Origin of the sequence: Halorussus halobius (assembly GCF_004765805.1) — an archaeon.
In the GTDB taxonomy this organism is placed as follows: Archaea; Halobacteriota; Halobacteria; order Halobacteriales; family Haladaptataceae; genus Halorussus; species Halorussus halobius.
In genome coordinates this window covers 941,950-968,164 of the sequence record NZ_SBIU01000003.1, presented here as the reverse complement: position 1 = coordinate 968,164, position 26,215 = coordinate 941,950, and the positions used below count along the sequence as shown (strand labels likewise).

The following is a 26,215-nucleotide window of genomic DNA, read 5'->3' as shown; positions in this document are numbered from 1 at the left end:
GCCCCGACACCGGGCCCGCGGGTGCGTTCCGTCAATCGATACAGGATAAGAACACTTATTCACGGCCGCCCACCACACCACATCCATATGGTAGCTCTCGAAGTGCCGGAGGTGGACTACTCCCAGTACACCAACCGGCAGCTAGCGGCGATACCCCTCGTGGTTCTCGCCATAGCACTGCTGGTTCTGGCGGGCTGGTACGTCGCCACCGGCGCGCCGGTACAGCTCGGCACGGAGTTCACGGGTGGTACCGAACTCCGCGTCCAGACGTCGACCCCCGCCTCGGACATCGCGGCCCAGTTCGACGCCGAAGCGACGGTCACCACGGTCCAGACCGCCTCGGACACCTACATCGTGGAGTTCCCGCCGGAGGCCGAGAACGTCGGCCAGCAGGCGCGGAACAACTTACAGCCCGCCGAGGGCCAGTCGTCCGAGGACGTCGTCCTCTCGAATCAGCAGACCTCCGCGAGCTTCGGCGAGGACGCCCAGCAGACCGCGATGATCGGTCTCGGCGTCGCGTTCGCCGGCATGAGCCTGCTGGTGTTCGTGCTGTTCCGGACGTTCGTCCCCTCCATCGCAGTGGTCATCTCGGCGTTCAGCGACATCGTCGTCCCGCTGGCGATGATGAACGTGCTCGACATCCCGCTGACGCTGGGTACGGTCGCGGCGCTGCTGATGCTCATCGGGTACTCGGTCGACTCCGACATCCTGCTGAACAACCACATCCTGCGCCGGTCGGGCGGCTTCTACGAGAGCACCCACCGCGCGATGCGGACCGGCGTCACGATGACGCTCACGTCGCTGTCGGCGATGGCGGTGATGGGGCTGGTTGCGTCGTTCTTCCAGATCGAACTGCTAACCTCCATCGGTATCATCCTCGTGTTGGGACTCGCGACCGACCTGATGAACACCTACATGCTCAACCTCAGCCTGCTTCGCTGGTACAAGTTCGAGGGGGTGGCTCGATAGATGGACGTTCGCGACAACTGGCGGGTCATCCTGCTCGCCGTCTTCATCGTCGCCAGCGGCGTCGCGCTGTTCTCGCCCGGCGTGGGCGGGGGCGGCGACAGTGCTCCGGCCGGCGGCAACGCCTCCGCGGTCGAGCAGACCGGCGGCGACGGCCCGACCAACCTCCAGTACGGCCTCGAACTCTCCGGCGGGACGCGCATCCGAGCGCCCGTGAACGGACTGACCGCCGAGAGCGTCGAGGTTCAGCCAGGGACCACCGCGCCCGAGGTCGAGAGCCACGTCGCCAGGAACCTCTCGGGCGTCCAAGTCAGCGACGTGAACACCCAGATCGCGCAGGCGGCCAACGAGACCACCACGGTCGAGGTGTTCAGCGACAACGCCACGACCGACGAGCTCGAGGCGGCGCTCGACGCGTCGGGCTACGGCTACGGGACCGTCCGCCAGGGCGTCACCGAGCAGACGCGCAACGACATCGTCCGCACCCTCCAGGACAAGATTTCGCAGGCAGGTCTCTCGGGCGGGCGGGTCCAGGACGTGACGACGACGAGCGGCGAGAACTTCATCGTCATCGAGATGCCCAACGCCAACGAGACCGAGGTCCGGGACCTCGTGACCGAGCGCGGGCAGGTCCAGGTCGTGGCCACGTTCCCGGCCGCCAACCAGACCGGAAACCAGACCCAGTACCGCGAGGTGCCGCTGCTCACGCAGGGCGACTTCTCCAGAATCGGGAGCGCGGAGAACGACCAGCAAATCGGCCCGAACGTCGAGGTCCAACTCGCCAATCCGAGCGAGGCCGACGACGAGGAGAACCCCGCACAGAACTTCTCGAACGCGATGCGGCGGTTCGGCTTCACGGGCGAGGGCATCCAGGCGTGCAACTGGCGGACCACGCCCGACGAGCCGGGGTACTGCCTGTACACCGTGGTCGACGGCGAGGTCGTCTACGCGGCCAACATGGCCGAGACCCTGGCACAGACGTTCCGGGAGGAGACGTTCACCCAGACCCCGACGTTCTACATGAGCACGACGAACATGTCCGAGGCGCGCCAGCTCCAGATTCACCTGCAGGCCGGTGCGTTGCCCGCCTCGCTCGACATGGACGCCGGGACGTCGTACTTCCTCGCGCCCAGCCTCGCCCAGGAGTTCAAGCTCTACTCGCTGATCACCGGGCTCGTCGCGGCGCTGGCGGTCACCGTCGTCGTCTTCCTCCGGTACGGTGACCCGAAGGTCGCCGCGCCGATGCTGGTGACCGCGCTGTCGGAGGTGTTCATCCTGCTCGGGTTCGCGGCCGCAATCCGGCTGCCGCTGGACCTGAGTCACATCGCCGGGTTCATCGCGGTCATCGGGACCGGGGTGGACGACCTCATCATCATCGCCGACGAGGTGATGTCGGAGGGCGAGGTCAACTCCTCGCGGGTGTTCCAGAACCGCTTCCGCAAGGCGTTCTGGGTCATCGGCGCGGCCGCCGCCACCACCATCATCGCGATGAGCCCGCTGGCGGTGCTGTCGCTGGGCGACCTGCAGGGCTTCGCCATCATCACCATCCTCGGCGTGCTCATCGGCGTGCTGGTCACGCGGCCGGCGTACGGTGACATCCTCCGGAGCCTGCTGACCGACAAGTAACCCGCTTCCCTCGTCCGTACATCCCGACGCAACCTTCTTGTGCGATTCCGACCGAGTAACGGTATGGCATCCGACGTTCCCGACGAGCAGTTAGCGCGCGTGGTCCGGCGCGCGATTCGCGCCGAACTCCGGCGGCTCGGCGAGCGGCTGTTCTGGACGCTGATTTCGGCGCTCGGGCTGTTCTGGGGCCTCTTTCTCGTCACGTCCGGCGTCAACGGTCGCGGGACGGTCGCGGCGGGATTCGTCGTCTTCGGCGTCGCGATGGTCGTCGCGGCGATTCGGGCGCTGCTGTTGAAGTGGGAACTTCCGCCGTACCGTCGGGAGGGCAGCGTCCAGTAGTCGCGCGAGCTTCGGCGCGGACGGAACCACGCCTCCGAAACCGCCCCCTAAAACTCCCCGAGTCCCGACTGCTCGGCCTCGGCCAGCACGTCCTCGCAGGTCGACCAGCTCCGGCGCGCGCAGTCGGGCAACTCGCCGAACGCGGCCACGAACGAGTCGAGGAACTCGCGGGTGGTCGGGTCGCTCGGATACCCCGACCCGAGGTCGCCGAACGCCGGGCCGTACTCGTCGGCGGACGCCGCCGCGAGCGCCTCGACGTGGGCGTCGCGGGCGACTTTTGCCACGACGCTGGCCGCGCCGACGACCGCGTGGTCCTCGTCGGCACCGTGGCGGGCGGTCAGGTCGACCGCTGCCGGAAGCCGGTCGGCGACGCGCCGGGCGAACCGCTGCTCGCTGGTGTCGCCGGCGTCGAGGAGGCCGGTCGCGCCGCGCTCGTCCGGGCCGAGTACCTCGGCGGCGGCCTCGGCGTGGGCCGCCACCGTGAGCGTGTTCATGTCGGTTTCCGGGTCGTCGATGCGCGCGACCGGAATCTCGGCCACCCCGACCGCGACCCGGTCGTCCGCGCGCAACTCGGCCGCCAGCGCCTCGCGGCGCTCGGGCGCGAGACGCTTCGAGTCGTCGACGCCCGCCGGGAGGATGTCGGGCTCCGCGACTCGCACGGCGGCCGCGAACATCGACCCCAGCACGGGTCCCTTGCCCGCTTCGTCCACTCCGAACACGACCCGACCGACGGACCCCGGGCAGTTGTACGTTGCCATCGGCGAGCGGGCGGACGAATTCGCTTGGGGGATTGGTTTCGGTTCGAGTGTCGGTGTTGACTGGTTTCGGTTCGAGTGCCGGTGGTGACTGGTTTCGGTTCGCGTTTCGGGTGATGACTGGTTTCGGTTCAAGTTCGCTAGCTACTGCCGAAACCTATGAGAACCGCGACCGCTCTGCACCGCGACCGCTCTGCACCGCGACCGCACGGCGAGCGCCTCACGCCACCCCAGCCTCGGCGAGCGCATAAACGCGCTCGCCTCCCTCGCGCGAGGTGGCGCGCCACGGAGGGCGCGCCAGCGCGCGCCGGGGGAGAAGTCGGCGTCGCGGCTCCGAGACGTCCGATTTCGAACTCACGCCGCTCTCCGTCGCGGATGGAAACCGTTTTACTTTCGATTCGAAATAGTCTACGTAACGTGAGTCGTTCGATGAGCTTGCGAGCGGCGCTCTCCTCTCTCGCCGAGCGCGTGCCGAACCCGATGCGCGCGCTCATCCTCGCAATCGGGAACGCGCTCGCTCGCTTCGGGCTGATAGCGCCCGAGCGCGTCCGCCGGACGACCGACCTCGCGTGGCCCCGCATCGTCACCGGCCTCGCGCGCATGTCGAAAAACGCCGTCGACGTGGCGATGGTCGGCGTCGCGGTCGGTCCCGTGGCCATCGCGGGGTTGGGCTTCGCCAACCCCTACTGGGGCGTCGCGTTCACGCTCGGGGGCGGTATCGCGGCGGGAACCATCGCGCTGGTCTCCCAGCGGTTCGGCGCGGACGCCCGCGACGAACTCGGGCTGGCGGTCCGGTCGAGCGTGGCGCTCGTCCTCGGCGTCTCGCTTCCGGTCGCGGCCGCGTTCTGGCTCGCGCCGGCCGAACTCGTGGGGGTCATGACCAACAACCCGCGAGAGATCGAACTCGGCGCGGCCTACCTCAAGGTGCTCGCGCTCGGCGTCCCGTTCGCGGGGCTCAACCTCGTCGGGAGCCGCGTGTACATCGGTGCCGACGACGCGTGGACGCCGATGGTCGTCCGGGGCGGTGGCGCGCTCGCCAACATCGCGTTCAACGCCACGTTCATCTTCGGCCTCGGGATGGGCGTCGTCGGGGCCGCGCTCGGCACCGTGCTGGCGAACGTCCTCGTGACGGCGGCGTTCGTCGCCGGGCTGGTCGCCGGCCGACTCCCCGGCGTAGGCACGCTCCCGGTGCAGGTCGCCCCGCTGGGCTCGTACCTCGACCGCGATACGATGAGCGACCTCGTCCACATCGGCCTGCCGGTCGTGGGCCGGAACGGCGCGTGGACGGTCGCCAAGTTCCCCATGCTCGCAATCGTCGGGCTGTTCGGCTCGAACGTCGTGGCGGCGTACGTCATCGCGCGCCGCATCCTCGGCATCATGAACACGCCCGGCTGGGGGTTCGGCCTCGCCTCCAGCAGTCTCGTCGGGCAGGCGCTGGGCGAGGGCGACGAGCGGTCGGCCGAGTCGTACGGCCGGGACATCGTCCGCTTCTCGATGGCCACCTACCTGCTGGCGGCCGTCCTCGTCGCGGCGTTCGCCGGCCCGATAGTCGGCCTGTTCGTCGGCGAGGGCGAGGCCGCCACGGTCGCGGTCGCGGTGCCGCTGGTGTACGCGGCGTGTCTCGGGATGATTCCCCAGGCCGTCAAGAGCGCGGCGGCGGGCCCGCTCGACGCCAGCGGGGACACCCGGTGGACCTTCTACAGTCAGGCGCTCGGGATGTTCGGCGTCGCGCTTCCGGTCGCGTACCTCGGCGCGACCACGTCGCTGGGTCTGATGGGGCTGTATCTCGCGCTCTTGGCCGAGACCACGGTTCCGGCGGCCATCAACTACTACCGCTTCTCGACGGGCAAGTGGAAGGCCATCAGCCGGGAGTTCCGTCCGGAGGCGGCCGCCGACTGAGTCCGGCGAGACGCCCGCGGGCGCTCGGCCTACTCCTTCCACGGGTCGGACTGCTCGCGCTCGTGGAACTCGCCGCTGGGCTCCCAGAACAGGTAGTACGCCGAGACCGCGGCCAGTACGAGGTACGTCGCGGCCACGACCCCGACGACGACCGTCCCGGAGACGCCCGGAATCGCGGCGGTCGCGCGCCACGACTCGTCGGGCTCGAAGGCGGTGATGCGCACGAGCCACGCCGCCAGCAAGACCAGCAGGAAGGGGAAGTACACCCGGCTCAGTCGACGGGCGAACGCCGTGAACAGCGTCACCTTCACCGCAGGAGTCCGGAGGTCGTCGCCGATGCGACGCCGCCACTCGTCGTGGGACAGCGCCTCGTCGGGGTCGAGCATCTGGGCGAACAGGTCCTGTTCGAGCAGTCGGACTCGCTCGCGCCACACGTCGTAGGCCCGGTAGCGACGGGTCTCGACGAACAGGAAGACGCAGAGCGTCCCCATACCGACGAGCAGGAGGTAGTGCGGGTTGTCCGGGCTGGAGAACGCCCACGTCAGGATGGCGGCCATGATGGTGACCGCCCAGTAGGTCGTCTGGTCGAGCCGGCTCCGCCACGTGGTCACGCGATCCATCTGCCCCCGGTAGAGGTGGCCCAGCAGTCCGACCATGTCCGACGGGTCGGCCGCTATCTCCTCGCCGATGTCCCCGTCGGGCGCGCCGTCGGTCTCCCCGGCACTCGATTCCCCCATGCGCCCGGAGACGCGACACATCGCCCTACGAGTTGTGGCAGTCGCGGTTGCCGTCGTCGATGCGGTCGCTGTCGCCGTTGCGGCGTGAGATGTGGTTGCGGGTGCAGTCGGTGCGGTTGCGGGTGCGGTTCTCATCGGCTCAAGGATAGAGGCGGTTGCTGGTGCGGTGGCGGTTCTCATCGGTTCACGTCGAGAAGCGGTTGCTGTTGCGGGTGCGGTTCTCATCGGCTCAAGGATAGAGGCGGTTGCTGGTGCGGTTGCGGGTGCGGTTCTCATCGGTTCAAGGATAGCGGCGGTTGCTGTTGCGGTCCCTCCGAAGGAAGTCGTCGAGCTATCGGCACGTCGTCACCGAGTCAGCAGAACGACTACGGTCACCGCACCAGCGAGCGCTCCGGTGCTTGAGCCACTGAAGACTGCGACTGCCAGGCTCTGATGCTTGAACCACTGAAGACCGCGACCGCACCCGCACCCGCGACCGCAACCGCATCAGCGACCGCAACCGCATCAGCGACCGCTCCGATGCTTGAACCAATGAGAACCGCACCCGCGACCGCAACCGCACCGACCGCCACCGCAACCGCATCGACCGCACCCGCGACCGTAACTGCAACCGCATCACCAATCGCCTTCTCGTCCGGTCACTCCTCGCCTTTCAGATACTCGGGAACGGCGAACGGCTCGTCCTCGCCCTCGACCGCCAGCACGTCCAGCGCCGTGACTTGCGCGCCGACGCCGAGCAGGCCAGCGAGGCTCGGCGTGGTTCGTCCCTCGTCGCCAGAGACGAGTTCCTTGACGTAGAGGCCGCCCTCGCCGTGGACCTCCAGTTCGGCGTGGCGGGCGTCTTCGAGGTCGGCCTCGGCGTCGTAGACGGTCCGGGTCCGGGTCATGCTCGCGCGGCGGTGGTCGACGCGCTGGGGCGTGTCCTGCTCGACGGTGGTTCCCCGAAGCTCCGCGACGGCATCCCGGAGGGCCTCGGCGGTCACGTCCGCGTCGAACGCCACGTCCATCCGGTAGGTCTTGCTCGCGTCGAGTTCCTTCACGCGCTCGACCATCCCGTGGCTCGCGGGCGCGAGGTCGGTGACCTCGACCTTTCCGTCGGCGAACTCGTTTATCTCGCGCTGGAGCGCGTCGGCGTCGACGCCCCGCTCGCGGGGGCGCTTGACTTCGATGACGAACGGTCGACCGGTGCCGAGCATCCTGGCGTCGACGTCCTCGCGGCCCGCGCCGTGGAACAGCGCCTCGCCGCCGTCCATGGCGTCGAGGACCGGCGGCGTTGTCAGCTCCTCGACGCTCTCCTCGTAGAGGTAGCCCGACCCGCCACAGTGGTCGCACGGCTCCTCGCCGCCGGAGTCGGCGAGCTGTTTGCCCGACCCGCCACACTCCCGACAGGGCCACTCGGTCTGGGGAATGTCGCGCTCTAACTTCTTGTACCGGCCGTAGACGAACGCCGAGTTGACCTGCACGTCGACCGCGTGGTCGGAGATGGCTCCCTCCTCGCCCGCCCGCGGCGCGGCCTCGACGTTGAGCAGCGCCAGCACGTCCGGGCGCTCGAAGTCGACCTCGGTGCCGGTGAGTCGGCCGACGCGCTTGCCCACCTCGCGGTTGAACTCCGACTTGAACGACTCGCCGGCGTCCTCGGGCAGTCCGGCCGACTCGCGGAGTAGCGCCTCGTTTTCGGCTATCAGCGGCGGCGTCCGGGTGCCGACCTGATACGTGTCGAACTGCCAGCCGTCCACGGCCTCGGCCACCGTCTCGGCCCACTCGTCGAACCGGTCGCTCTCGCCCTCGCACACCCAACACTCGGCCTCGTCGGGGTCGTACGGTTCGTTGTCGTCCAGCGCGGCCGCGATTCGGAGCGCTCGCCCGCGCTCGTCGTTGGTCAGTCCGAAGCTCCGGTCGGCGAAACACCGGCCCAGACAGGCGTCGCACACCGGCCCTTCGTCGGCGACTCGGCGCGCGTCGTCGAGGATGGTCATGGTAAACGCGTGGGGTCCGGGCGGTAAACGGGTTTCTCATTCGGGCGCGATTTCTTCGAGCGTGCGAAGAATGTCCGCGTACAGCTCCGTCGAGCAATCCACTACCGGGGATAATCGGATTTTTACCGACGGGACGCCTCCGTGGATTCATGGACGAAACGGAACTCGCCGCCAAGATAGACCACACCGTCCTCGGCGCGGACACCCGCTGGGCGGACGTCCGCCGGGTGATGGACGAGGCGACCGAGTACGGGATGAACGCGTGCATCCCGCCGTGCTACGTCGCCGACGCCGCCGAGTACGCGCCGGACGTCACCCTCGCCACGGTCGTCGGCTTCCCGCACGGCCACCACCGGCCCGAGGTCAAGCGCCGGGAGGCCGAACTCGCCCACGAGGATGGCGCGGACGAACTCGACGTGGTGTTGAACGTCGGTCGACTCCTGAGCGGTGACGAGGGGGCCGTCCGCGAGGACCTCGAAGCCGTGGTCGAGGCCACGCCGCTCCCGGTGAAAGTCATCGTCGAGACGGCCCTCCTCGACGACGACCGGAAGCGCCGCGCCTGCGAACTCGCGGTCGAGGCCGACGCCGACTACGTGAAGACCTCGACCGGGTTCGCCGACGGCGGCGCGACCCTGTCGGACGTGGAACTGATGAGCGACTACGGCCTGAAAGTCAAGGCCAGCGGCGGCATCGGGAGCTACGAAGGGGCCCGGCAGTTCCTCGACGCCGGCGCGGACCGCATCGGCGCGAGCTCCGGCGTCGAAATCGTCGAGCAGTGTCGCGAGGCGGCAAGCGACGTCGACCGGGCCTGATTCCGGTTCGTCGCGACGTCCGAGCGCGGTCGCGCCGGTCGCCGCGCCGGCCACGGGTGGTCCCAATCCGTCGCGTTTTTGCCCGCGTAGCCGAAAACACGGATAGCGAATGGCCCGGTATCACATCGAGACCTACGGCTGCACGTCCAACCGGGGCGAGAGCCGCGGCATCGAGCGGCGGCTCCGCGACGCGGGCCACCGCCGCGTGGACGGCCCCGAGGCGGCCGACGTCGCCATCCTCAACACCTGCACCGTGGTCGAGAAGACCGAGCGCAACATGCTCCGGCGGGCCCAGGAGCTCGACGGGGCGGCCGCCGACCTCGTCGTCACGGGCTGCATGGCGCTGGCGCAGGGCGAGCAGTTCCGCGAGGCCGACGTCGACGCGGACGTGGTCCACTGGGACGAGGTGCCCGAGGCGGTCACGAACGGCGAGTGCCCGACGACCACGCCCGACGCCGAACCCGTCCTCGACGGCGTCATCGGCATCCTCCCCATCGCGCGGGGCTGTATGTCCGACTGCTCGTACTGCATCACCAAGGAGGCGACCGGGAAGATAGACTCGCCGCCGGTCTCCGAGAACGTCGAGAAGGCTCGCGCGCTGGTCCACGCCGGCGCGACGGAGATTCGGATTACGGGCCAGGACACCGGCGTCTACGGCTGGGACGACGGCGAGCGCAAGCTCCCCGAACTGCTCGACCGCATCTGCGACATCGACGGCGAGTTCCGGGTACGGGTCGGGATGGCCAACCCCAAGGGCGTCCACGGCATCCGCGAGGAGCTCGCGGAGGTGTTCGCCGACAACGGGAAGCTGTACAACTTCATCCACGCGCCGGTCCAGTCGGGCAGCGACGACGTGCTGGGCGACATGCGTCGCCAGCATCAGGTCTCGGAGTACCTCGACGTGGTCGAGACGTTCGACGAGCACCTCGACTACTGGACGCTCTCGACCGACTTCATCGCGGGCTTCCCGACCGAGACCGACGACGACCACGCCCAGAGCGTGGCGCTGTTGCGCGAGACCCGCCCGGAGAAGATAAACGTGACGCGCTTCTCGAAGCGGCCGGGTACCGACGCCGCCGAGCTGAAGGGGCTGGGCGGCCAGACCAAGAAGGACCGCTCGAAGGAACTCTCCGAACTCAAACGCGACGTGGTCGGCGAGGCCTACGAGTCGATGGTGGGCGAGGCTCACGAGGTGCTGGCCGTCGAGGCGGGCACCGGCGACTCGGTCAAGTGCTACGACGAGGCCTACCGGCAGGTGGTCGTCCAGAACGCCGACGAGTACGGCCTCGAACCCGGCGAGTTCGCGGACGTGGAGATTACGGGCAGCGCCGGGATGTACGCGTTCGGCGAACCCGTCTGAGTCGGTGCTCGTTCGCACTCGACTGACGGTCTTCAGTGCGCTTCGCTGCCGGTAGCCGACTGTACCCCGTTACAGGCCAGATACGGCGAGACCCATCTCCGGAGTGGCGACCGCCTCGCCAATATATATTGGCGAGAAAAAGAAATATATGTGCTACTCCCGTCGTACGTGGTACGATGGACGATGCTCGTCGCGACGGGCCGCCACCGTTCGATAGACCCTTCGAGGGTGAAGATACGAAACAACGGGTGTACGGCGCGGTCCTCCATCTCCGAGAGCCGACGACCGTCGCCGAGATCGCCGAGCGGGCGGACTGCTCGGAGGAGTCGGCGCGGACGTATCTGTCCTTCTATGCCGACCTCGGTATCGTCGTTCGCCACGAGGGTCGGCCAGTACGGTACGAGCGGAACGCCGACTACTTCGAGTGGCGGCGAGTGAACGAGTTGGCACGGGAGAACACCGTCGACGAGTTGCGGGTCCGTGTGTCGGAACTGACCGACAGCATCGAGGGATATCGTGACGAGTACGACGCTGACTCACCTGCGGAAGTCGACGTGCTCGAATTCGACGCGGCGCAGATCGACGACGTGTACGTCGACCTCGGTGACTGGGCTACCGCCATCGAGGAGCGCCGCCTTCACGAACGCGCCCGGAAAAAGGCCGCCGGTTCCACTGCTCCATCACACGGTTGAGGATGGTGCCGATGGACGACGGCGCGAGTCCCGCGCCGATAGACAGGTCGGTGTTAGAGCGAATGCAGTCCCGATTCGTCGCCAGTCGTATGACTGAGTCGGCCGCAGTAGTCGACGATGGGAAACCGCATCTCCGTGTCGACCTCTCGGGAGCGTACTACCCGAGCGAGATATCCGCTCGCCTCGAGATTCGCTGGTACCGCAACGACGACTTCAACGTCCACTACCAGGAAGAACAGCGGGACGCGTCGTGGGAGTGTCGGTGGGACCGCCACCCGAACGCGCACAACTCACGCGATCACTTTCATCCGCCACCGGCCGCCAGCCGCGACCGTGCGGAGGACGCTCGGTGGCCGCCGGATCACCGTGACGTGGGCCGACTCGTCTTTGGTCGCATCGAGAAACGCATCGAGACGCTTTGGGAGCGACGATAGCGAGACGACTGCTCCCGACGAGTCGAACGCCGGCGGCCCGTTCCTCACTCGACCAGTTCCTCGACCGTCTCGTCGTCTTTCCACTCGCCGAGTTCCTTGGGGTCGACGTGGACGAACACGTCGTCGACCGCGCCGAGTTCGCGGATGGTCTCGACCACGTCGGTCTCGATGTCGTGGACCTCCCGGAGGGTGCGGTCGCCCTCGACCTCGACGTGGAGGCTCACGTCGATCTCCGGGCCGACGTAGTGGGCGATGACGTCGTGTGCGCCCTCGACGTCGGGGTGGTCGAGCGCCCGGCGGACGATTTCGGACCGGAGGTGCTCGGGCGGCGCGCTTCCGACGAGGTAGTCGACGTTGTCCTCGACGATTTCGTAGCCCGTGTAGAGGATGCCGACCGCGACGACGCCGGCCGCGAGCGGGTCGAGTATCGGGGCTCCGGCCCGAGCGCCGAGGACGCCGACCAGCGCCGCGCCCGCCGTCAGCACGTCGATGCGGTTGTCGAGGGCGGTCGCGGTCAGCGCGGGCGAGCGCCGCCGCTGGGCCACCCGCAGGCAGTAGCGGTAGAGTCCGTACTTGACGGCGGCGGTCCCCGCGAGGACGACGGCGGCGGCCGGGCCGGTGGCGACCGCGACCTCGCCCGACAGGACCGAGGTCGCGGCCCGCCACAGCACCGCGCCGCCGGCCGCGAACACCCCGACCGCGACGAACAGCGAGACGAACGGTTCGATGCGCTCGTGGCCGTGCGGGTGGCCGAAGTCCGGCGGTCTGGTCGTCAGGTACAGGCCCGCGACCACGACCACGCTGTAGGCCACGTCTGCGAGGCTGTTGACCGCCTCCGAGCCGACCGCGAGACTCCCCGTGGTCCACCAGACGACGCCCTTCGAGACCACCAACAGAGCGTTGACCGCCAGCACGAGCGCACCGACCCGCCGGACGGCCGCCCTTCGATTCATCGTCGGACGTTGGGACCACGGAAGCAAGGAAGTACCGCTTTTCCGGCGGTCGGACCCGACGCGAACGCCCGGTTCACTCGATCCGGACCGCGCCCTCGCCCGAGGCGTCGACGCCCGCCTGCTCTGCGAACGCAGCGCGCACCCGGTCGTAGGACTCGTCGAGCGCCTCTACGACGACCTTCGTGTCCGAGAGGACCGGCATGAAGTTGGTGTCGCCCTCCCAGCGCGGGACGACGTGGGTGTGGAGGTGGTCGCCGATGGACCCGCCCGCCCCGCGGCCGAGGTTGAGGCCCGCGTTGAAGCCGTCGGGATCGAACGCGGCGTCGAGCGCGTCGAAGGTGCGCTGTTTCAGGCGGGCGTGGTCGAGCAGGGTCTCGTCGTCGAGGTCGCGGTAGTCGCCGGTGTGTTGGTGCGGGATGACCATCGCGTGGCCCGGGCTGTAGGGCGCGTTGTTGAGCATGACGAACGCGCGGTCGCTCCGGGCGGCGATGCGGTGGTCGCGGCCGTCACCGCGCTCGGGAAGTTCGCAGAAGACGCACTCCTCGACGTCGGGATTCTTGTCCTCCTTCTCGACCCAGTCGATGCGCCACGGCGCGAATAGCTGGTCCATGTCGCCTCCGTATGCCCGCAGGGTTTAGGAAGCCCCGGTTCGGCCTCCCCTCGTTGGACGGGCCATCCCCTCGCTGGACGGACCATCCCCTCGTCGGGCGGTTCGGGATGGACTCGGAAGTTCACGTCCCGCGGGCCGCTACTGCGACCAGAACGACGGCGTCAGGATCACCAGCACGGAGAGCACCTCCAGCCGACCGATCCACATCAGGAACGCCATGTAGAGCTTCGCGGCGTTCGAGAACGGCTCGAAGCTGTTCATCGGCCCGACGATGCCGACGCCGGGGCCGACGTTGCCCAGCGTCGCGATGGCGGCGCTCACCGCCTCGATGGCCGAGAGGTCGAGCCCGACCCGGTGGGCATCCAGGAAGAGCACGACGGTCGAGACCGCGAAGATAATCAGGAACGTCAGCACGAACACGAACACGCCCCGGAGCGTGTCCTCGTCGACCACCTCGTCGGCCATCCGGACGGGCCGGACCGCGTCGGGGTGAATCGTCGTGAACAGCTCCCGGCCGATTGCCTTCCGGACGAGGACCCACCGGACGATTTTGACCGACCCGGCCGCCGACCCGGCGGACCCGCCGAGGAACATCGCCAACAGCAGGACGGTCTTCGCGGAGGCGTCCCACGCGTTGAAGTCCATGCTCGCGTACCCCGTGGTCGTGACGATGGCCGCGGTCTGGAACACAGCCTGCCGAACCGCGTGTTCGAGGTCACCGGGTATCGCGGGAACGCCCGCCGGTACGCGTTCGAGGCCGACGCCGACGAACAGCAGCGCGGACAGGAGAACGCTCACGACGCCCATCGCGAGGAGGTACGACCGGAACTCGGCGTTCCGGTAGAGCCGCTCGGGCCGGCCCAAGAACGCGTGCCAGAACAGCGCGAAGTTGGTGCCGGCGACGACCATGAACGGGACGACCGCCCACTGGACTATCGGGGCGAACGCCTCCACGCTCCGCGCCTCGGGCGAGAACCCGCCCGTCGGGAGGGTCGTCAGGGCGTGGGCGACCGCGTTGTAGAAGTTCATGTTCGGCGCGGCCCCCGCGAGGTGGAGTCCGTAGTACACCGCGACCGCCGCGAGCGTGAACCCGGCGTATATCTTCCAGAGCGCACGCGCGGTGTCCTGAATCCGGGGCGTGAGCTTCTCCAGCGACAGTCCGGGTGCCTCCTCGTTGAGAACCTGGGCACCGCCGACGGCCAGTTCCGAGAGGATGGCGACCATCAGCACGAGGATGCCCATCCCGCCGAGCCACTGAGTGAGCTGTCGCCACATGAGTATCCCGTGGGAGTGGCGCTCGAACGATATCTCCTCGAGCACTGTCGACCCCGTGGTGGTGAACCCGCTCATGCTCTCGAACAGCGCGTTCACCGGGTGTGCGACCGTACCCTGTCCCGCGACCAGATACGGTATCGTGCCGACGACCGGAACTACGAGCCACGTCAGCGCGACCAGCAGGAACGCCTCCCTGTGACCGAGTTCGTCGTCCGCTCGCAGCCGTTCGAGACCTGCGCCAAGTGCGACCATCGTGGCGGCGGTAACGACGAACGGGAGCGGGCTCTCGCCGTAGTACACCGCCACGGCTGCGGGAAACAGTGGCGCGAGCGAGAGGTACTTCAGGATGCTGCCGACGAATCCAACGCTCGTCCGGTAGTCCACGTGCACCTCGAATCGACCTGCGTGAGTCTGTCACCTCGACCACCGTATATCCGCCGGATTCCTGGCTGGGCCGCCTCGAATCTCGCCCCGCGATTGCTGCGAACGGTCGGATATCCGCGCGCGCCGACAATTCGTCGAGCCGCGGACGCTACCGGGCGGCCCACCCGAGGCCTGAGCGACCGACCCCACCGTCGGAACCGAGTCGCTGGCGCTTCGTGACGGCTACGCGGTCGCTGCTCTATGATTCCGCCTGTGACACGAACTAGAACTTAAAATCTTCGGCCGTTGCAGCGGTTTTCTGTTTCATTACTGTTTCTGCGGGACGCATGAACTATCTCGTACCTTCTCGTGCCGTTCATGCGGAGAACCGCATGAATGCGGCCGAATAAACGGTTCGAACACCCCCTAACGGAGAGGGGTTTTTATGCTCGTGTCAGTCCAAGGAGATACCGAGAGGAGAGTCACGATGGCTACACAAAACCAGGGTTTCCAGGCGATAACGGAGTCGTGCGACGAGTGCCAGCGCGAGACGCCACACGAGGTCTCGGTCCAGATTCGGACCGAGAGCCAGAAGCGGGAGAACGCCGAGTTCTCCCGGGAACCGTACCGCGTCACCGAGTGCCAGATATGCGGAGCGACCGCCACCCAGCGGATGAACAACGCGTAACCAGTCCGCGCGTCGCGCCGCCCGTGCCACGGCCAAAGTGGGGGAATCGTCCGGGGTTCGACCGCGTCGTGGCCCGACCGTCGGCTCGACTGCTCCGGTCCACCACGGGGCCTCCGTGGCGCAGTGGGTCCGTTCCGTCATCGACCGCGCTCGTCCCGCCCGGTCCATTTCGAGTCGACGCGCCGACCCGGCCCGCGTCGCCGGGTCAGTCCCGTCCGGGCCGCGACGCCAGTGCCCGACCGAACAGTTCCGTTGCGATACATATCACCGAGCCGTTAGGGCCGTCGTACCGACCGGATAAGTCCCCGATAACGGCAGTAATAGGCCGTCGAAAGCCCAAACGGAACGAAACGGTTGGTCCCGTTTATTGCCGAATCCGGGGATGTGATGGGACGCATATGCAACGAGAAACTGGCGTAGTACTGATGACGGCGGTCCTCGCGTTCGCCGGCGTTCCGGTGGCGGCGCTCGGGGGCGCGTCGTCCGCGCCCGCCGACGCTGGCGAGGGCGTGATGCTCCAAGACGCGACCGTCGACACACTGCAGATAGACGACGTCACGGTCGAGAACGCGACGATAGAGCGGATGCACGTCGACACGATACAGATCACGAACAAGAACGAGACGCTCGAAAGCGGTACGCTCGAGGGCGTCGAGCTCGGAGCCGTCTCCCTCGAGAACGTCTCGATGGACAGCGTCGAGACCGACGCCGAGAGCCTCGGAGCCGGCCTGACCGGCGACGCGTCCGTCGATTCGGTCACGGTGCAGGACCTGACCATCGAGCAGATGAACGTCTCGCAGCTCACCGTCGACCGCGTGAGCGTCCAGACGGCCGGGCAGGGCGCGGCCGAGACCACCGCGGACGAGGAGACGACGACCGAGGAGGCTGAAGACGACGGCGTCGGTGCCGACGAAGAGACGACCGAGGAGGACGATGGGCTCGGTGCCGACGAAGAGACGACCGAAGCGGACGCAGGCGACGAGCTCGGTGACGAAGAGACGACCGCGGAGGACGACGGCCTCGGCGCGGACACCGAGGAGACGACGACCGAGGAGGCCGCGCTCCAGGACGAGACCACGACCGAAGCGGACGACGGTGACGGGGCCGACGCAGGTGAGGACCAGGTGACCACGACCCAGGACGCCGACGCCCAGGAGACGACGGTCGCGAACGACACCAGCCTCGACGAGCAGACCGTCGAGAGCGCGACCGTCCAGACCGTCGAGGTCCAGCAGCTGAGCGTCGGAACGCTCGCGCTGACCGACGTTCAGGCCGGCGCGAGCGGGACGGACGCCGAGGAGACGACGACCGAGGAGGAAGCTGAAGACGACGGCGTCGGTGCCGACGACGAAGAGACGACCGAGGAGGACGATGGGCTCGGTGCCGACGAAGAGACGACCGAAGCGGACGCAGGCGACGAGCTCGGTGACGAAGAGACGACCGCGGAGGACGACGGCCTCGGCGCGGACACCGAGGAGACGACGACCGAGGAGGCCGCGCTCCAGGACGAGACCACGACCGAAGCGGACGGGACCGACGCCCAGGACGGGACGGTCGAGAGCGTCTCGGTCGGGAGCGCGACGGTCGACCGCGTGATTGCGTCCGTGCAACCGGGCGCGACGTTCGACGTCGAGAGCGGGCAGGTCGGCGTCTTCGCGATTCAGGACGTCTCGGCACCGTCCGAGGTCCAGCAGGGTGACGAGTACACCGTCGAGGCGACCGTCGCCAACGTCGGCAACGGCCAGACCGTCCAGCGGGTCGCCTACCGCGTCGCGGGCAACGTCATCGAGTCCGAACTCGTGCAGGTGCCGGCCGAGAGCGCCGAGACCGTGACGTTCAACGTCAGCATCGGCCAGTTCCCGCCGGGTACCTACACCCACGGCGTCTACACCAACGGCGCGAACCAGACCGCGGAACTGTCCATCGCCGAGGGGAACCAGACCGACGACGAGGAGATAAACACCGGCGACGCTGACGCGAGCGACGAGGAGACGACCGTCGAGGGCGACGCCGAGACCACCACCGAGGAAGACGACGGCCTCGGTGCCGACGAAGAGACGACCGAAGAGGACGGCGACGAGACCACCGTCGAAGCCGACGACGAGGAAACCACCGTCGACGGCGACGAGGAGGACGCCGCCGGGGACGAGACGACCACCGAAGCCTGAAGCGGAGCGCCGCCGCGAGGCGGGGCTCGACCCGATTCACTTCTTTCGCGGCCCGAGCCGATAGCGTCCGGTGTCGGGCGTCACTCGCCGCGAGTCGACCCGACAGCGGTCTGCATTCCGTCCGAGTTGAAGGCGCTGCCGGCGTCGCCCTCGCGGTCGAGGACGATGACTCCCGCCGAGGAGCCGGTGAGTTCGCCGAACTCCTCGATGGCCCGGTCGGCGGCCGCCTGCGCGTCGTGCCCGGATTCGAGGTGACGGACCGCCCGCCGGCTCAGCGTGGTCTTGGCGATGTCCTCGCCCGCCCCGGTCGCGCTCGCGCCGCCCGCGGGAGCCGCGTAGAAGCCGCTCCCGACCTGGGGCACGTCGCCGACTCGGCCGGCGAGCGCGAGCCACCGACCGCCCGTGGAGGTCGCGGCCGCGAACGCGTCGCCGTCGGTCGCGACCGCGCCCACCGTGTCGTGGTCTTTCGGGTCGTGCGGGCTGGTGCCGAATCGCTCGCGGAGCCAGTCGAGGTGGTCGCGCGGCGACCCCTCGGGGCGGTCGTCGAGGCCGGCCCACCGCTGTCGGGTGTCGTCGGACCGGAGGTCCGCGCCCGTCTCGACGCCGTAGTCGGCCGCGAGCTCGACGGCGTGGTCTCCGGAGACGAGGACGTGGGGCGTCTCCTCCAGCACGACTCTGGCGGCGCTCACGGCGTGTTCGACCCCGGGCATCGAGCAGACCGCGCCCGCCTCGCGGTCGCTGGTCATCACGCCCGCGTCGGTGCGGATTACGCCGTCGCTCTGGATTGCACCGCCCACGCCGGCGTTGAACCGGGGAGCGGATTCGAGGACCCGGACTGCGGCCTCGACCGCGTCGAGGACGTCGGCTTCCCGTGCGCCGGCCTCGGCCGCCTCGTCGAGGGCCGCCTGTCTGGGTTCGGGTTCGTCGGGGACGGTTCCCGCGCCGCCGTGAACGATGACCTGCATGTTCGGTGGTGGTTCGGGTGGCGGCTTAAATCCGGCCCAATCGGCAGTCCGCGAGCGCCCGCCGTCAGTCGCCCGGCGGCCAGCGACACGCTCAACTTCCCGCGACCGGGACGTCCCGGTATGCGAATCAGCGTCATCGGCGGCGGTACAGTCCCCGAGTCGGAGGCCGGCGTCGCGGCGGCGGTCGGTCGCCTGTTGGCCGAGCGCGGCCACACCCTCGTCTGTGGCGGTCGCGGGGGCGTCATGGAAGCGGCGTGTCGCGGCGCGAGCGAGGCCGGCGGTCGGACCGTCGGCATCCTGCCGGGCGAGGACCGCGCCGCCGCCAACCGCCACGTCAACGTGCCAATCGCCACGGGACTGGGCCACGCCCGGAACGCGCTCGTGGTGCTCAACGGCGACGCGGTGATCGCGGTCGACGGCGGCGTCGGCACCCTCTCGGAGCTCGGCTTCGCGGGCGTGTACGACCGCCCGGTCGCCGGACTCGACGCCCACGACGCGCCGGGCGTCGAACCCGTGGCGTCGCCCGAGGCGGCCGTCGACTACGTCGAACGCGCGGTCGAGTGACCGGGTCGGGTCGGCGCGGAATCGCCGGAATCCGGAAGCGTTAAACTTCGGACGCTCCTTGGTCGAATCGCGGGCCGGTGGGGTAGCTTGGTATCCTTCGGCCTTCGGGTGGCCGTAACCGCAGTTCGAATCTGCGCCGGCCCACTATCGCCCGTGTTTTCTGAGAGTCGAGGATAATCCCCGTATAGCTTGGGGTTCAGGTGTTCGATCACCGGTTTGGGCTGGGAGAGTCGAACATGACTCATGTTGCGGGTGGCGCTTGCTGGCGGTTTTCAGAGAGTCGGCGTAGTGAAAGTGGGGGTTCGGTGGTTGTTGAGAAGTGGGTAACACTGAACCTGACCGCGGGCATGGGGTGCAGGGCTGCTACTCTGCGTTAATGGCGGTATGGTCGTGCTGGCAGTCCGTGATTCGTTCTGTTAGTGTCCTGTGTTCGCGCTCATTCATCGTGTTAACTCGGGGCGATAACATTGCGCGGTAACACTGCGCGGCCACTGTGGGCAATAACACTTTCCGGTCACCGTGGTTGCTCACCGTGGGTGGCTGGGGAGAACACAGATCCTGACCGCAGTGGTTGGGGGTACAGGGTTGCTGCTTTGCGTTACCGGGTAGTATGGTCGTGTGGACAGTGGTTCCCTGTGTTCGTGGTCACTTATCGTGTTGGCTCTGGACGATAACACCGTACGGTAACACTGCGCGGCCACTGTGAGCAATCACACTTCTTGACCGCTGTGAGAGGCAACAGTGGGTGATCAAGGTTACTGGGGTGACACTGTTCCTGTCCGCTGGCGTTGACAGGATCGATAGTATCGTTACTGGGTGTTACTGCTCCTCTTCCAGTTCATCGAGTTCGGCGTCAAGGGCTTCCTCATCTATCGGGTCAGCGTGACACTCGCCCTCCGCGTGACACTCACCCTCTGCGTGGTCTAACATCCGTTTGAGCTGGGCGAGACTGGCGGCGTGTCGTCGTCGGAGGTCCTCGTCGGTCGGTTCGCGCCTGTCGTCGTCCATGTAGAACCGTACGTCTCTCGGTGACAAGAAAGCGTGCGTCGTCAGTATTCAACCACTCGGCTTCTCGTGTCGCTAACAGTCTGTACCGGGAGCTTCACCTCGCTGGGGTTGCCGGCGCGTGCCCGCGATTCACGGTCTGGACATCTGGCGCGACATCAGAAAAACGGGACACCCAATGGATACCTCAAGGATAGAGTACCAGGCTCACCCTCATGCCCGCGAAAAAGTTCCGGACACCCCCCGTTACAGTGCGCGTTTCCCAGACGATAACCCAACATAAAACAGCGTTTCAGCGCGCGAGCCCCGAGTATAATATATCCTTCATGATTGGAAGGGTAAGCAGGAAGAAGGTGTCATAGAAAGATTCCGGGGAATTTGAGAATGAGTACCGCTGCCGTCAGATAGACCGTTATAGTTCCGAGGCTGATTCGCGGTACTCAGAGTACTGGGCCTTCGCCCACGTAATCGCAGAAGCCGTGTCGTTGACAATTGTACCGTTCACTCCCCCATTTTCGTACAGTGTGATCCCTGCGTATTCACATGTCCCGTGTTCAATCAGCCAGAGCGCATAGGGAAACGGCTCATCTATAACATATATCTGGATTGTGTCTGATTCTATGAGGGATTCGAATTCGTTTTCATAATTCTGCTCTATCGCTTCCAGAAGGTCACTTTCGAGAATTAGCTCCAATTCGAAGTCATCATCTCGTAGACGTTCCAGAAGGTAGTCGAAATATTCGCGTTGGACAACGGGTGCAGTTCCAATCATGCTGCTTGCCTCTTCCAGTAATTCTGTGCCAGGCTGATGAGCTATATCTGGCGTACGGACTGATGAATAGACGTCTGCATCAGCGAGGAACGCTTTATCGAGCGAATCTAAGGGCAGGGTGTTTAACAATGCAGTATTGCTTTGAACCTGCTTAGTGTCCGTCCGGTAATCTCGGTGAAATTGAAGAGCTGCCTGTCCTGCCACTGTTAATTGGAACTGCTGTCCTGCTGGTTGAGTTGGTTCGACACACCTGACATCGAGAAGCTCATCCATTGCCCGGTTGATCGTTGATCTGGAATACTCCAGTTCCTCCACTAGCTCGGGTTTCGTTTTGGGCTCCCCAGAAAGTGCTTCAACGAGCCAGTATCTCTTCGAAAATACATCACGCAACTGTTCTCCCTCCGTACCTGTCATACCGTACTAAACCAAATTGGCCTTTTTAGGGCTGATTATTCTCTTCCAGTACCTGAGAGAACATCCAGAACATGGTCACTTTCCCAGTGAATGCATTTACACTGTAGATATCACAATCGCCATACGAAATGGACGAAGTTTGGACCCTACGTTACTGCTCGAAGGGGAGTGAGTGCTAAGATGAACACGTTTTGGAGCCGACGTGGACTACTACGTCGTACTGGCACAGGAATCGTAGGGATGGCAATGCTCGGTACCGCTGGCACATCTGCTGGGCAAGAGGACCCGGAGGCTTCCATAACATTCAATGACCAGATATCAGACGGTAGTTCAGTCACAGTCGGGAAAATCGAAACCGAGGTCGAGGCACGTTTTATAATCCGTGATCAAGACTCGAATGGAATTGGCGGCCAGGTTACATTTGACGCAGGAACTGCCGTTGAAGAATATGAAGTAGACCTCTCAACGGAACTCACAGAAGCAGAAACGCTTTCGGCGAATCTCTATGACTCAAGCGGCTCAAATATTGCGCGTGATACCGCGAGAATCACTGTTGGAGATCCGGGAGAGTTCGCTTCTGGGATCGGCCCCACGCTTGTTGAAGCAGACCCTGCTGCGGGTTTCAATTATCCATACTTCCTCTACGCACCATCACGACCAACCGATAGCAGTCCCGGTTCAATCCTCGTTCAACCCAATAACAGCGGTCAAACAACTGACAACTTCGATACCCATAAGCAGTCTGCACGAAACCGGATTGAAAACGGAATCTCACGAACGGTCAGTGAACGGCTATCTGTGCCGTTACTTATTCCTGTGTTCCCCCGACCGCAAACAGATCCGGTGGACTGGCGACACTACGTCCATGCGTTAGATCGCCAGACGATGCAAATTTCGGATGGCCCTCTCGAACGAGTTGATCTTCAACTCTTACGGATGGTGGATCACGCACAGGAGATGCTATCCGATCAGTCCTACACCGTTGACGATCAGATTCTACTGAACGGATTTTCTGCTGCAGGAAACTTTGTTGATCGCTTTGCTGTTCTTCATCCAGATCGTGTTCGATCTGTCACTGCTGGCGGATTGAACGGGATGGCGATGCTTCCGCTTGAGGAAGCAAAGGGCCATACGCTGAATTTCCATATCGGAATCGCAGACGTTGAGGAACTTACTGGAGAGCCGGTTGACTTAGATGCGCTCAGTGAAGTCAATCAGTTCCTCTTTATGGGCGGTGAGGATTCAAACGATACGATCCCGTACGATGATGCATGGAGTGAAGAGATGCGGGAAATCGCTCTTGAGGTCTATGGAGAAAAGATGGTTGCGGAGCGATTCCCATACTGTCAGTCTGCATACGAGCAAGCCGGTGTTGACGCACAGTTCAAAATATACGAAGGGGTTGCCCATAGTCCTCGCCCAGCAGTAGAGGATATCGTGGAGTTTCATCAGCGGAGTCTCAATGGAGAGGACGTGAGTAGCTTCAACCAAGATCTTGGCATTGAACCAACAATTGGATATACGACTGAGCAACCTGAGGTTGGAGAGCCAATTGAGTTTGATGCGAGTTCTACAGAAGTCAGTCGTGGACAAATCCTCGCGTACACGTGGGAGTTCCCAAATGGCGAAACTTCGGCGGGTAAAACGGTAACACACCGGTTTGAAGAACCAGGTCAACACAGCGTCAATCTCAGTGTAGTCGATAATAACGGACGGACAGCTACAACAGAGACAACACTTACTGTGGGAAAACAAGCTGACCAACAAACCATCACTGATCTACGAATTACGTTACCCGGCGTTGGAGTCGGTGTGGCTGTGACAAGTGCTGCTGGAGGCCTCTACTCACTCAAAAACCGGTTACAAGACTAATCCAGCTCACGTAGTGTTTTCAAACTAATTTAAAAACACAATAGACACATGGGATTTCTTGGCAAATACGCAGCGTTTCGATGGGTGACCGGTGGTCGCGGTGGTGGCGGAGGTAGTGGCGGCTCTGGCTTCGTACTTATATTCGCTGTTATAGTCGGAATTATCGGTGTTATCTGGGCTATTTTCTCAGTCTTCTCCTTTGTGTGGAACCTTATCTACGGTATCGTTCGACCGATCCTGATGGTGTTTCCCCCAGTTACCATCCCACTGGCAGTTGCACTTTTAGGATGGCCGTTTACCTGGCTCAGCCCATATTCTACTGAGAAGACAGACGCCTTCCTTAACGGAACTGAAGACAACCTCTCATTTGGCCCATACGCGTTCTGGGCTGTGTCTTCAGTTAATATCATGTTCCTAACTGGTGCTTATGATGCCTTCCCAGAACCGAATGGTCTGATCGAGATGGTAATTGGGCTAGTTGTAGCACTTCTGTTGCTGTACGGTGCCTATGAACTGTTTCACTTCCCATATCGAAGTTTCAAGTTATTACTACATTCGCCACGTGGTCCATTCTATGTCATCGCACTTCTTTCACCGATGTCAGCTGGTCTCATCACCAGTGCCTTCAATGTCTCTCTGAACATTGTCTTGCCCCTTCCAGAGTTGCTGGGATCGGAATTAGCTGTGATTGCTGGATCCCTCGTGTTTCTCAACACGACGTACCTTGGTGGGGCGTTAGCTGTTCTATGGAATCAAGGCGTGATTCAAGCAAACGCAGATGCTGCTGAGAAAGAAGACAGTCGCATGGAGACGAATAGAAATACGGATACAACCACCGAATCCAGTCCAAACACCAACTAACTTACTAAGCCAATAGTTGCCATCCATCTCTATTTAATTCCCAATTTTGGCTATTTGAATGTTGTTGGCAATACGAATGGCTAGCTGACTGAAAACCAGAGACATCATCAGACAGATCTGCGATACAAGCAGACCAGAATCGAATTTCTATTGTAGCTCTTCCAATAGCTGAGGGCACCGCAAAAAGGGTAGCCGATGAGTGATCAAAATACATTGAATAACTTTTGTATAACTTTTTTAAATAGTTTCCATAAAGCATTTACGTCAGAGAATCGTTAAATCAGTAACCTGGCTAATAACGTGTTTAAAGAAAATAACAAACACCAACAGGAAAAGTTATTTTCGCCTGTAAAAGACCTTTCAACCAGTATTGAGGAGAAATTACAGAACCACTGGTCAACCCATTTTTATCAACATATATTCACCCAGATAGATGAAACGAAGTTCGGGCGGCTATACCACGACGGGTATAGCCGTCCGAACAAGCCTGTTAACGAGCTTGTCTCTCTGGAGATTATCAAACACCTGCTCGATCTCTCTGACGAAGAGCTTGAATACGCCTACATCTTCGATTTTCGCGTCAGAAACGCACTGGGGAAAGAAACACTCGGCGACAACATCTGCCAAAGGACGTTCACCAATTTCCGCCGTCGGCTGATGGAACACGAAGAAGAGACTGGTGAAGATCTGTTACACGAGGTCTTCGAGGATCACCGCAGCTATTTCCAAAACGAGTTTGAGATTGATGCCAGTACCCAGCGGATGGATTCGACGTTCATCGAGGCAAACATCAAGCAACTCTCTCGTGTTGATCTCCTCGCCAAAGTCCTCCACAACTTCCTGTGCGATCTCCCTGAGGAGATCGTACAGGAATTGCCCGCTGGTATCGACGAGTTCGCAGACACCGACAACCTGGAACTGTCCTATCAGCTTGAGCCAGGCGAGATTCCAGCAACCATGGAAACACTCGCCGAGCATACCGTGTGGCTTGTTGATCGGTTCGAAGATGTCGATGAATACGCCGAGTTAGAGAGCTTTGCTCATCTCCAGCAAGTCCTCGACGAACAGTGTTATCGGATTGAAAAACTCGAAGACGGCGATGACTTCGACGATCCTGCCGACGAAAGCCAGCCCGGTGACGACTCGTCACCGGACTGGCAACCACTCCGAACGTACACGTCTCCCGAGGAGAGAGCAGACACTGACCAAGATGAAGAAAACACAGAGTCATCCGGAGGAGAGGCCGACGACCAGTCCGATCACGTCGGGCTGAAAGAGCCCGACGAGATCGACAGCGGCTCGTTGCAAAACCCGCACGACGAGGACGCAACGTACCGCTTCAAGAAAGGTGAGGATTATCACGGATACAAAGCGAATGTAGCGGAAACATGCAATGGTGAGAATCCATTCCGCCTCATTACAGCGGTTCGAGTCGATACCAACAACACTGATGACGGCGACCTGCTTGACGAGGATATTACGGCACTCTCGACCGAGACAGGATTGCGTGACTTGCTCGTGGACGGTGGGTACACGCACAAGGAAGTAGAGAAGCGCTGCAGTGATCAGGAGATCACGCAGCACTTCTCGGGAATCACAGGTCAACGGCCAGAAGCGGAGAAGATGTCGCTGGCTGCACCGGAGTGGGACGGGACGAGAATGGTTGCGTGTCCTGCCGGACACGAACCATTCGACCAGAACCACTACGAAACCGGTCGTATTTCTGGGAAGATGGAGAAGGAGTTCTGTGACGGATGCCCGCACAGAGAGAACTGTTTCGTTGAGGAGCAACAGAACCACTATAGCTACGGCTTCAGACAACGGCGGGTAGAAATTGCGCAGCGGCGCAAGCGGTTAGATGATCCGGCTGAAGCGGAGTTTCTGAAGTTACGTGCCGGAGCTGAGTCGTTGATCAACGAGATGTACCACAGAGATGGGGAGAAGGCAAAGTTCACAGGGAAAATCAAGGTGAAAAACGGGTCAATAGCGAAAGCTATCGGGAGAAACCTGAAGCGAGCCTCCGGATTCCTGGAATCGGAGGCGAAGCGGGAGAAGTCGGCAGGATAGTCGAGCAAACAGTATCGTTTATCGCTGTCTGCTGGTGCTTCT

The 26,215-nt window shown here is 63.9% G+C and carries 24 protein-coding genes and 1 tRNA gene; 16 read left to right on the top strand and 9 right to left on the bottom strand.

Annotated elements, in window-relative coordinates; genetic code table 11:
* Positions 1–87: 87 nt before the first annotated feature.
* The 3 genes from secF (at position 88) to EPL03_RS11535 (ending at position 2,931) form a co-directional block, all read left to right on the top strand.
* Entirely contained in the window at positions 88–969 is an 882-nt protein-coding gene (gene secF / locus EPL03_RS11545) for a protein translocase subunit SecF (protein ID WP_135829440.1), read from the top strand.
* Positions 970–2,592: a preprotein translocase subunit SecD gene (locus EPL03_RS11540; protein ID WP_135829439.1), complete on the top strand. Its 1,623-nt coding sequence runs from the start codon at positions 970–972 to the stop codon at positions 2,590–2,592. It begins immediately after the preceding gene.
* A 63-nt stretch (positions 2,593–2,655) separates the two neighbouring features.
* The gene (locus tag EPL03_RS11535) at positions 2,656–2,931 is read left to right on the top strand and encodes a hypothetical protein (protein ID WP_135829438.1); all 276 of its coding nucleotides are present in this window, start codon (positions 2,656–2,658) and stop codon (positions 2,929–2,931) included.
* Between the two features lie 47 nt (positions 2,932–2,978).
* On the opposite strand, the gene rnhB is transcribed toward EPL03_RS11535, so the two are convergent.
* Entirely contained in the window at positions 2,979–3,689 is a 711-nt protein-coding gene (gene rnhB, locus EPL03_RS11530) for a ribonuclease HII (protein ID WP_135829437.1), read from the bottom strand.
* Positions 3,690–4,115: 426 nt separating this feature from the next.
* Between rnhB and EPL03_RS11525 the strand changes: the two genes are divergently transcribed.
* A complete protein-coding gene (locus EPL03_RS11525) occupies positions 4,116–5,585 on the top strand; it encodes an MATE family efflux transporter (protein ID WP_210424983.1) in 1,470 nt (489 codons plus the stop codon).
* Positions 5,586–5,614: 29 nt separating this feature from the next.
* Here EPL03_RS11525 and EPL03_RS11520 read toward each other — a convergent pair whose 3' ends face one another.
* Positions 5,615–6,322 (bottom strand): DUF2270 domain-containing protein, encoded by a 708-nt coding sequence (locus EPL03_RS11520; protein ID WP_135829436.1) that lies wholly within the window; start codon positions 6,320–6,322, stop codon positions 5,615–5,617.
* 91 nt (positions 6,323–6,413) lie between these two features.
* Between EPL03_RS11520 and EPL03_RS20335 the strand changes: the two genes are divergently transcribed.
* A complete protein-coding gene (locus EPL03_RS20335) occupies positions 6,414–6,755 on the top strand; it encodes a hypothetical protein (RefSeq protein WP_210424963.1) in 342 nt (113 codons plus the stop codon).
* Positions 6,756–6,960: 205 nt separating this feature from the next.
* On the opposite strand, the gene EPL03_RS11510 is transcribed toward EPL03_RS20335, so the two are convergent.
* Entirely contained in the window at positions 6,961–8,298 is a 1,338-nt protein-coding gene (locus EPL03_RS11510; RefSeq protein ID WP_135829435.1) for a tRNA pseudouridine(54/55) synthase Pus10, read from the bottom strand.
* A gap of 149 nt (positions 8,299–8,447) precedes the next feature.
* On the opposite strand from EPL03_RS11510, the gene deoC reads away from it, so the two are divergent.
* The 4 genes from deoC to EPL03_RS11490 all read left to right on the top strand — a co-directional run bounded on the left by deoC (position 8,448) and on the right by EPL03_RS11490 (position 11,596).
* Positions 8,448–9,110, top strand: a complete 663-nt coding sequence (gene deoC, locus EPL03_RS11505) for a deoxyribose-phosphate aldolase (RefSeq protein ID WP_135829434.1) — start codon at positions 8,448–8,450, stop codon at positions 9,108–9,110.
* Between the two features lie 109 nt (positions 9,111–9,219).
* A complete protein-coding gene (locus EPL03_RS11500) occupies positions 9,220–10,470 on the top strand; it encodes a tRNA (N(6)-L-threonylcarbamoyladenosine(37)-C(2))-methylthiotransferase (protein WP_135829433.1) in 1,251 nt (416 codons plus the stop codon).
* A gap of 176 nt (positions 10,471–10,646) precedes the next feature.
* Positions 10,647–11,162 carry a DUF7342 family protein gene (locus EPL03_RS11495; protein ID WP_135829432.1) on the top strand — a complete coding sequence of 172 codons (516 nt, stop codon included), beginning with the start codon at positions 10,647–10,649 and terminating at the stop codon, positions 11,160–11,162.
* A gap of 89 nt (positions 11,163–11,251) precedes the next feature.
* A complete protein-coding gene (locus EPL03_RS11490; RefSeq protein WP_244605256.1) occupies positions 11,252–11,596 on the top strand; it encodes a hypothetical protein in 345 nt (114 codons plus the stop codon).
* Between the two features lie 44 nt (positions 11,597–11,640).
* Here EPL03_RS11490 and EPL03_RS11485 read toward each other — a convergent pair whose 3' ends face one another.
* From EPL03_RS11485 to EPL03_RS11475, 3 genes are all read right to left on the bottom strand, one after another.
* Positions 11,641–12,549, bottom strand: coding sequence for a cation diffusion facilitator family transporter (locus tag EPL03_RS11485; RefSeq protein ID WP_135829430.1), 909 nt, complete (start codon positions 12,547–12,549; stop codon positions 11,641–11,643).
* Between the two features lie 73 nt (positions 12,550–12,622).
* A complete protein-coding gene (locus EPL03_RS11480) occupies positions 12,623–13,159 on the bottom strand; it encodes an HIT family protein (protein WP_135829429.1) in 537 nt (178 codons plus the stop codon).
* 138 nt (positions 13,160–13,297) lie between these two features.
* Positions 13,298–14,824 carry a TrkH family potassium uptake protein gene (locus tag EPL03_RS11475; protein WP_244605255.1) on the bottom strand — a complete coding sequence of 509 codons (1,527 nt, stop codon included), beginning with the start codon at positions 14,822–14,824 and terminating at the stop codon, positions 13,298–13,300.
* Positions 14,825–15,284: 460 nt separating this feature from the next.
* On the opposite strand from EPL03_RS11475, the gene EPL03_RS11470 reads away from it, so the two are divergent.
* A complete protein-coding gene (locus tag EPL03_RS11470) occupies positions 15,285–15,485 on the top strand; it encodes a DUF7835 family putative zinc beta-ribbon protein (RefSeq protein ID WP_135829428.1) in 201 nt (66 codons plus the stop codon).
* A gap of 398 nt (positions 15,486–15,883) precedes the next feature.
* Entirely contained in the window at positions 15,884–17,653 is a 1,770-nt protein-coding gene (locus EPL03_RS20025) for a hypothetical protein (protein WP_168216246.1), read from the top strand.
* An 80-nt stretch (positions 17,654–17,733) separates the two neighbouring features.
* Here EPL03_RS20025 and EPL03_RS11455 read toward each other — a convergent pair whose 3' ends face one another.
* Positions 17,734–18,618, bottom strand: a complete 885-nt coding sequence (locus tag EPL03_RS11455; protein ID WP_135829427.1) for an isoaspartyl peptidase/L-asparaginase — start codon at positions 18,616–18,618, stop codon at positions 17,734–17,736.
* Positions 18,619–18,738: 120 nt separating this feature from the next.
* Here EPL03_RS11455 and EPL03_RS11450 point away from each other — a divergent pair, with 120 nt between their 5' ends.
* Both EPL03_RS11450 and EPL03_RS11445 read left to right on the top strand, forming a co-directional pair.
* Positions 18,739–19,182 carry a TIGR00725 family protein gene (locus EPL03_RS11450; RefSeq protein WP_135829426.1) on the top strand — a complete coding sequence of 148 codons (444 nt, stop codon included), beginning with the start codon at positions 18,739–18,741 and terminating at the stop codon, positions 19,180–19,182.
* 71 nt (positions 19,183–19,253) lie between these two features.
* Positions 19,254–19,326: transfer RNA gene (locus EPL03_RS11445), tRNA-Pro, on the top strand.
* Between the two features lie 675 nt (positions 19,327–20,001).
* Here the strand turns inward: EPL03_RS11445 and EPL03_RS11440 are convergent.
* Both EPL03_RS11440 and EPL03_RS11435 read right to left on the bottom strand, forming a co-directional pair.
* Positions 20,002–20,190, bottom strand: coding sequence for a hypothetical protein (locus tag EPL03_RS11440; RefSeq protein WP_135806768.1), 189 nt, complete (start codon positions 20,188–20,190; stop codon positions 20,002–20,004).
* A gap of 409 nt (positions 20,191–20,599) precedes the next feature.
* A complete protein-coding gene (locus EPL03_RS11435) occupies positions 20,600–21,373 on the bottom strand; it encodes a helix-turn-helix transcriptional regulator (RefSeq protein ID WP_135806767.1) in 774 nt (257 codons plus the stop codon).
* 240 nt (positions 21,374–21,613) lie between these two features.
* Here EPL03_RS11435 and EPL03_RS11430 point away from each other — a divergent pair, with 240 nt between their 5' ends.
* The 3 genes from EPL03_RS11430 (at position 21,614) to EPL03_RS11420 (ending at position 26,173) form a co-directional block, all read left to right on the top strand.
* Positions 21,614–23,245, top strand: coding sequence for a PKD domain-containing protein (locus EPL03_RS11430; protein ID WP_168216043.1), 1,632 nt, complete (start codon positions 21,614–21,616; stop codon positions 23,243–23,245).
* 48 nt (positions 23,246–23,293) lie between these two features.
* A complete protein-coding gene (locus EPL03_RS11425) occupies positions 23,294–24,106 on the top strand; it encodes a hypothetical protein (protein WP_135806765.1) in 813 nt (270 codons plus the stop codon).
* 300 nt (positions 24,107–24,406) lie between these two features.
* A complete protein-coding gene (locus tag EPL03_RS11420; RefSeq protein ID WP_135829425.1) occupies positions 24,407–26,173 on the top strand; it encodes a transposase in 1,767 nt (588 codons plus the stop codon).
* Positions 26,174–26,215 lie beyond the last annotated feature (42 nt).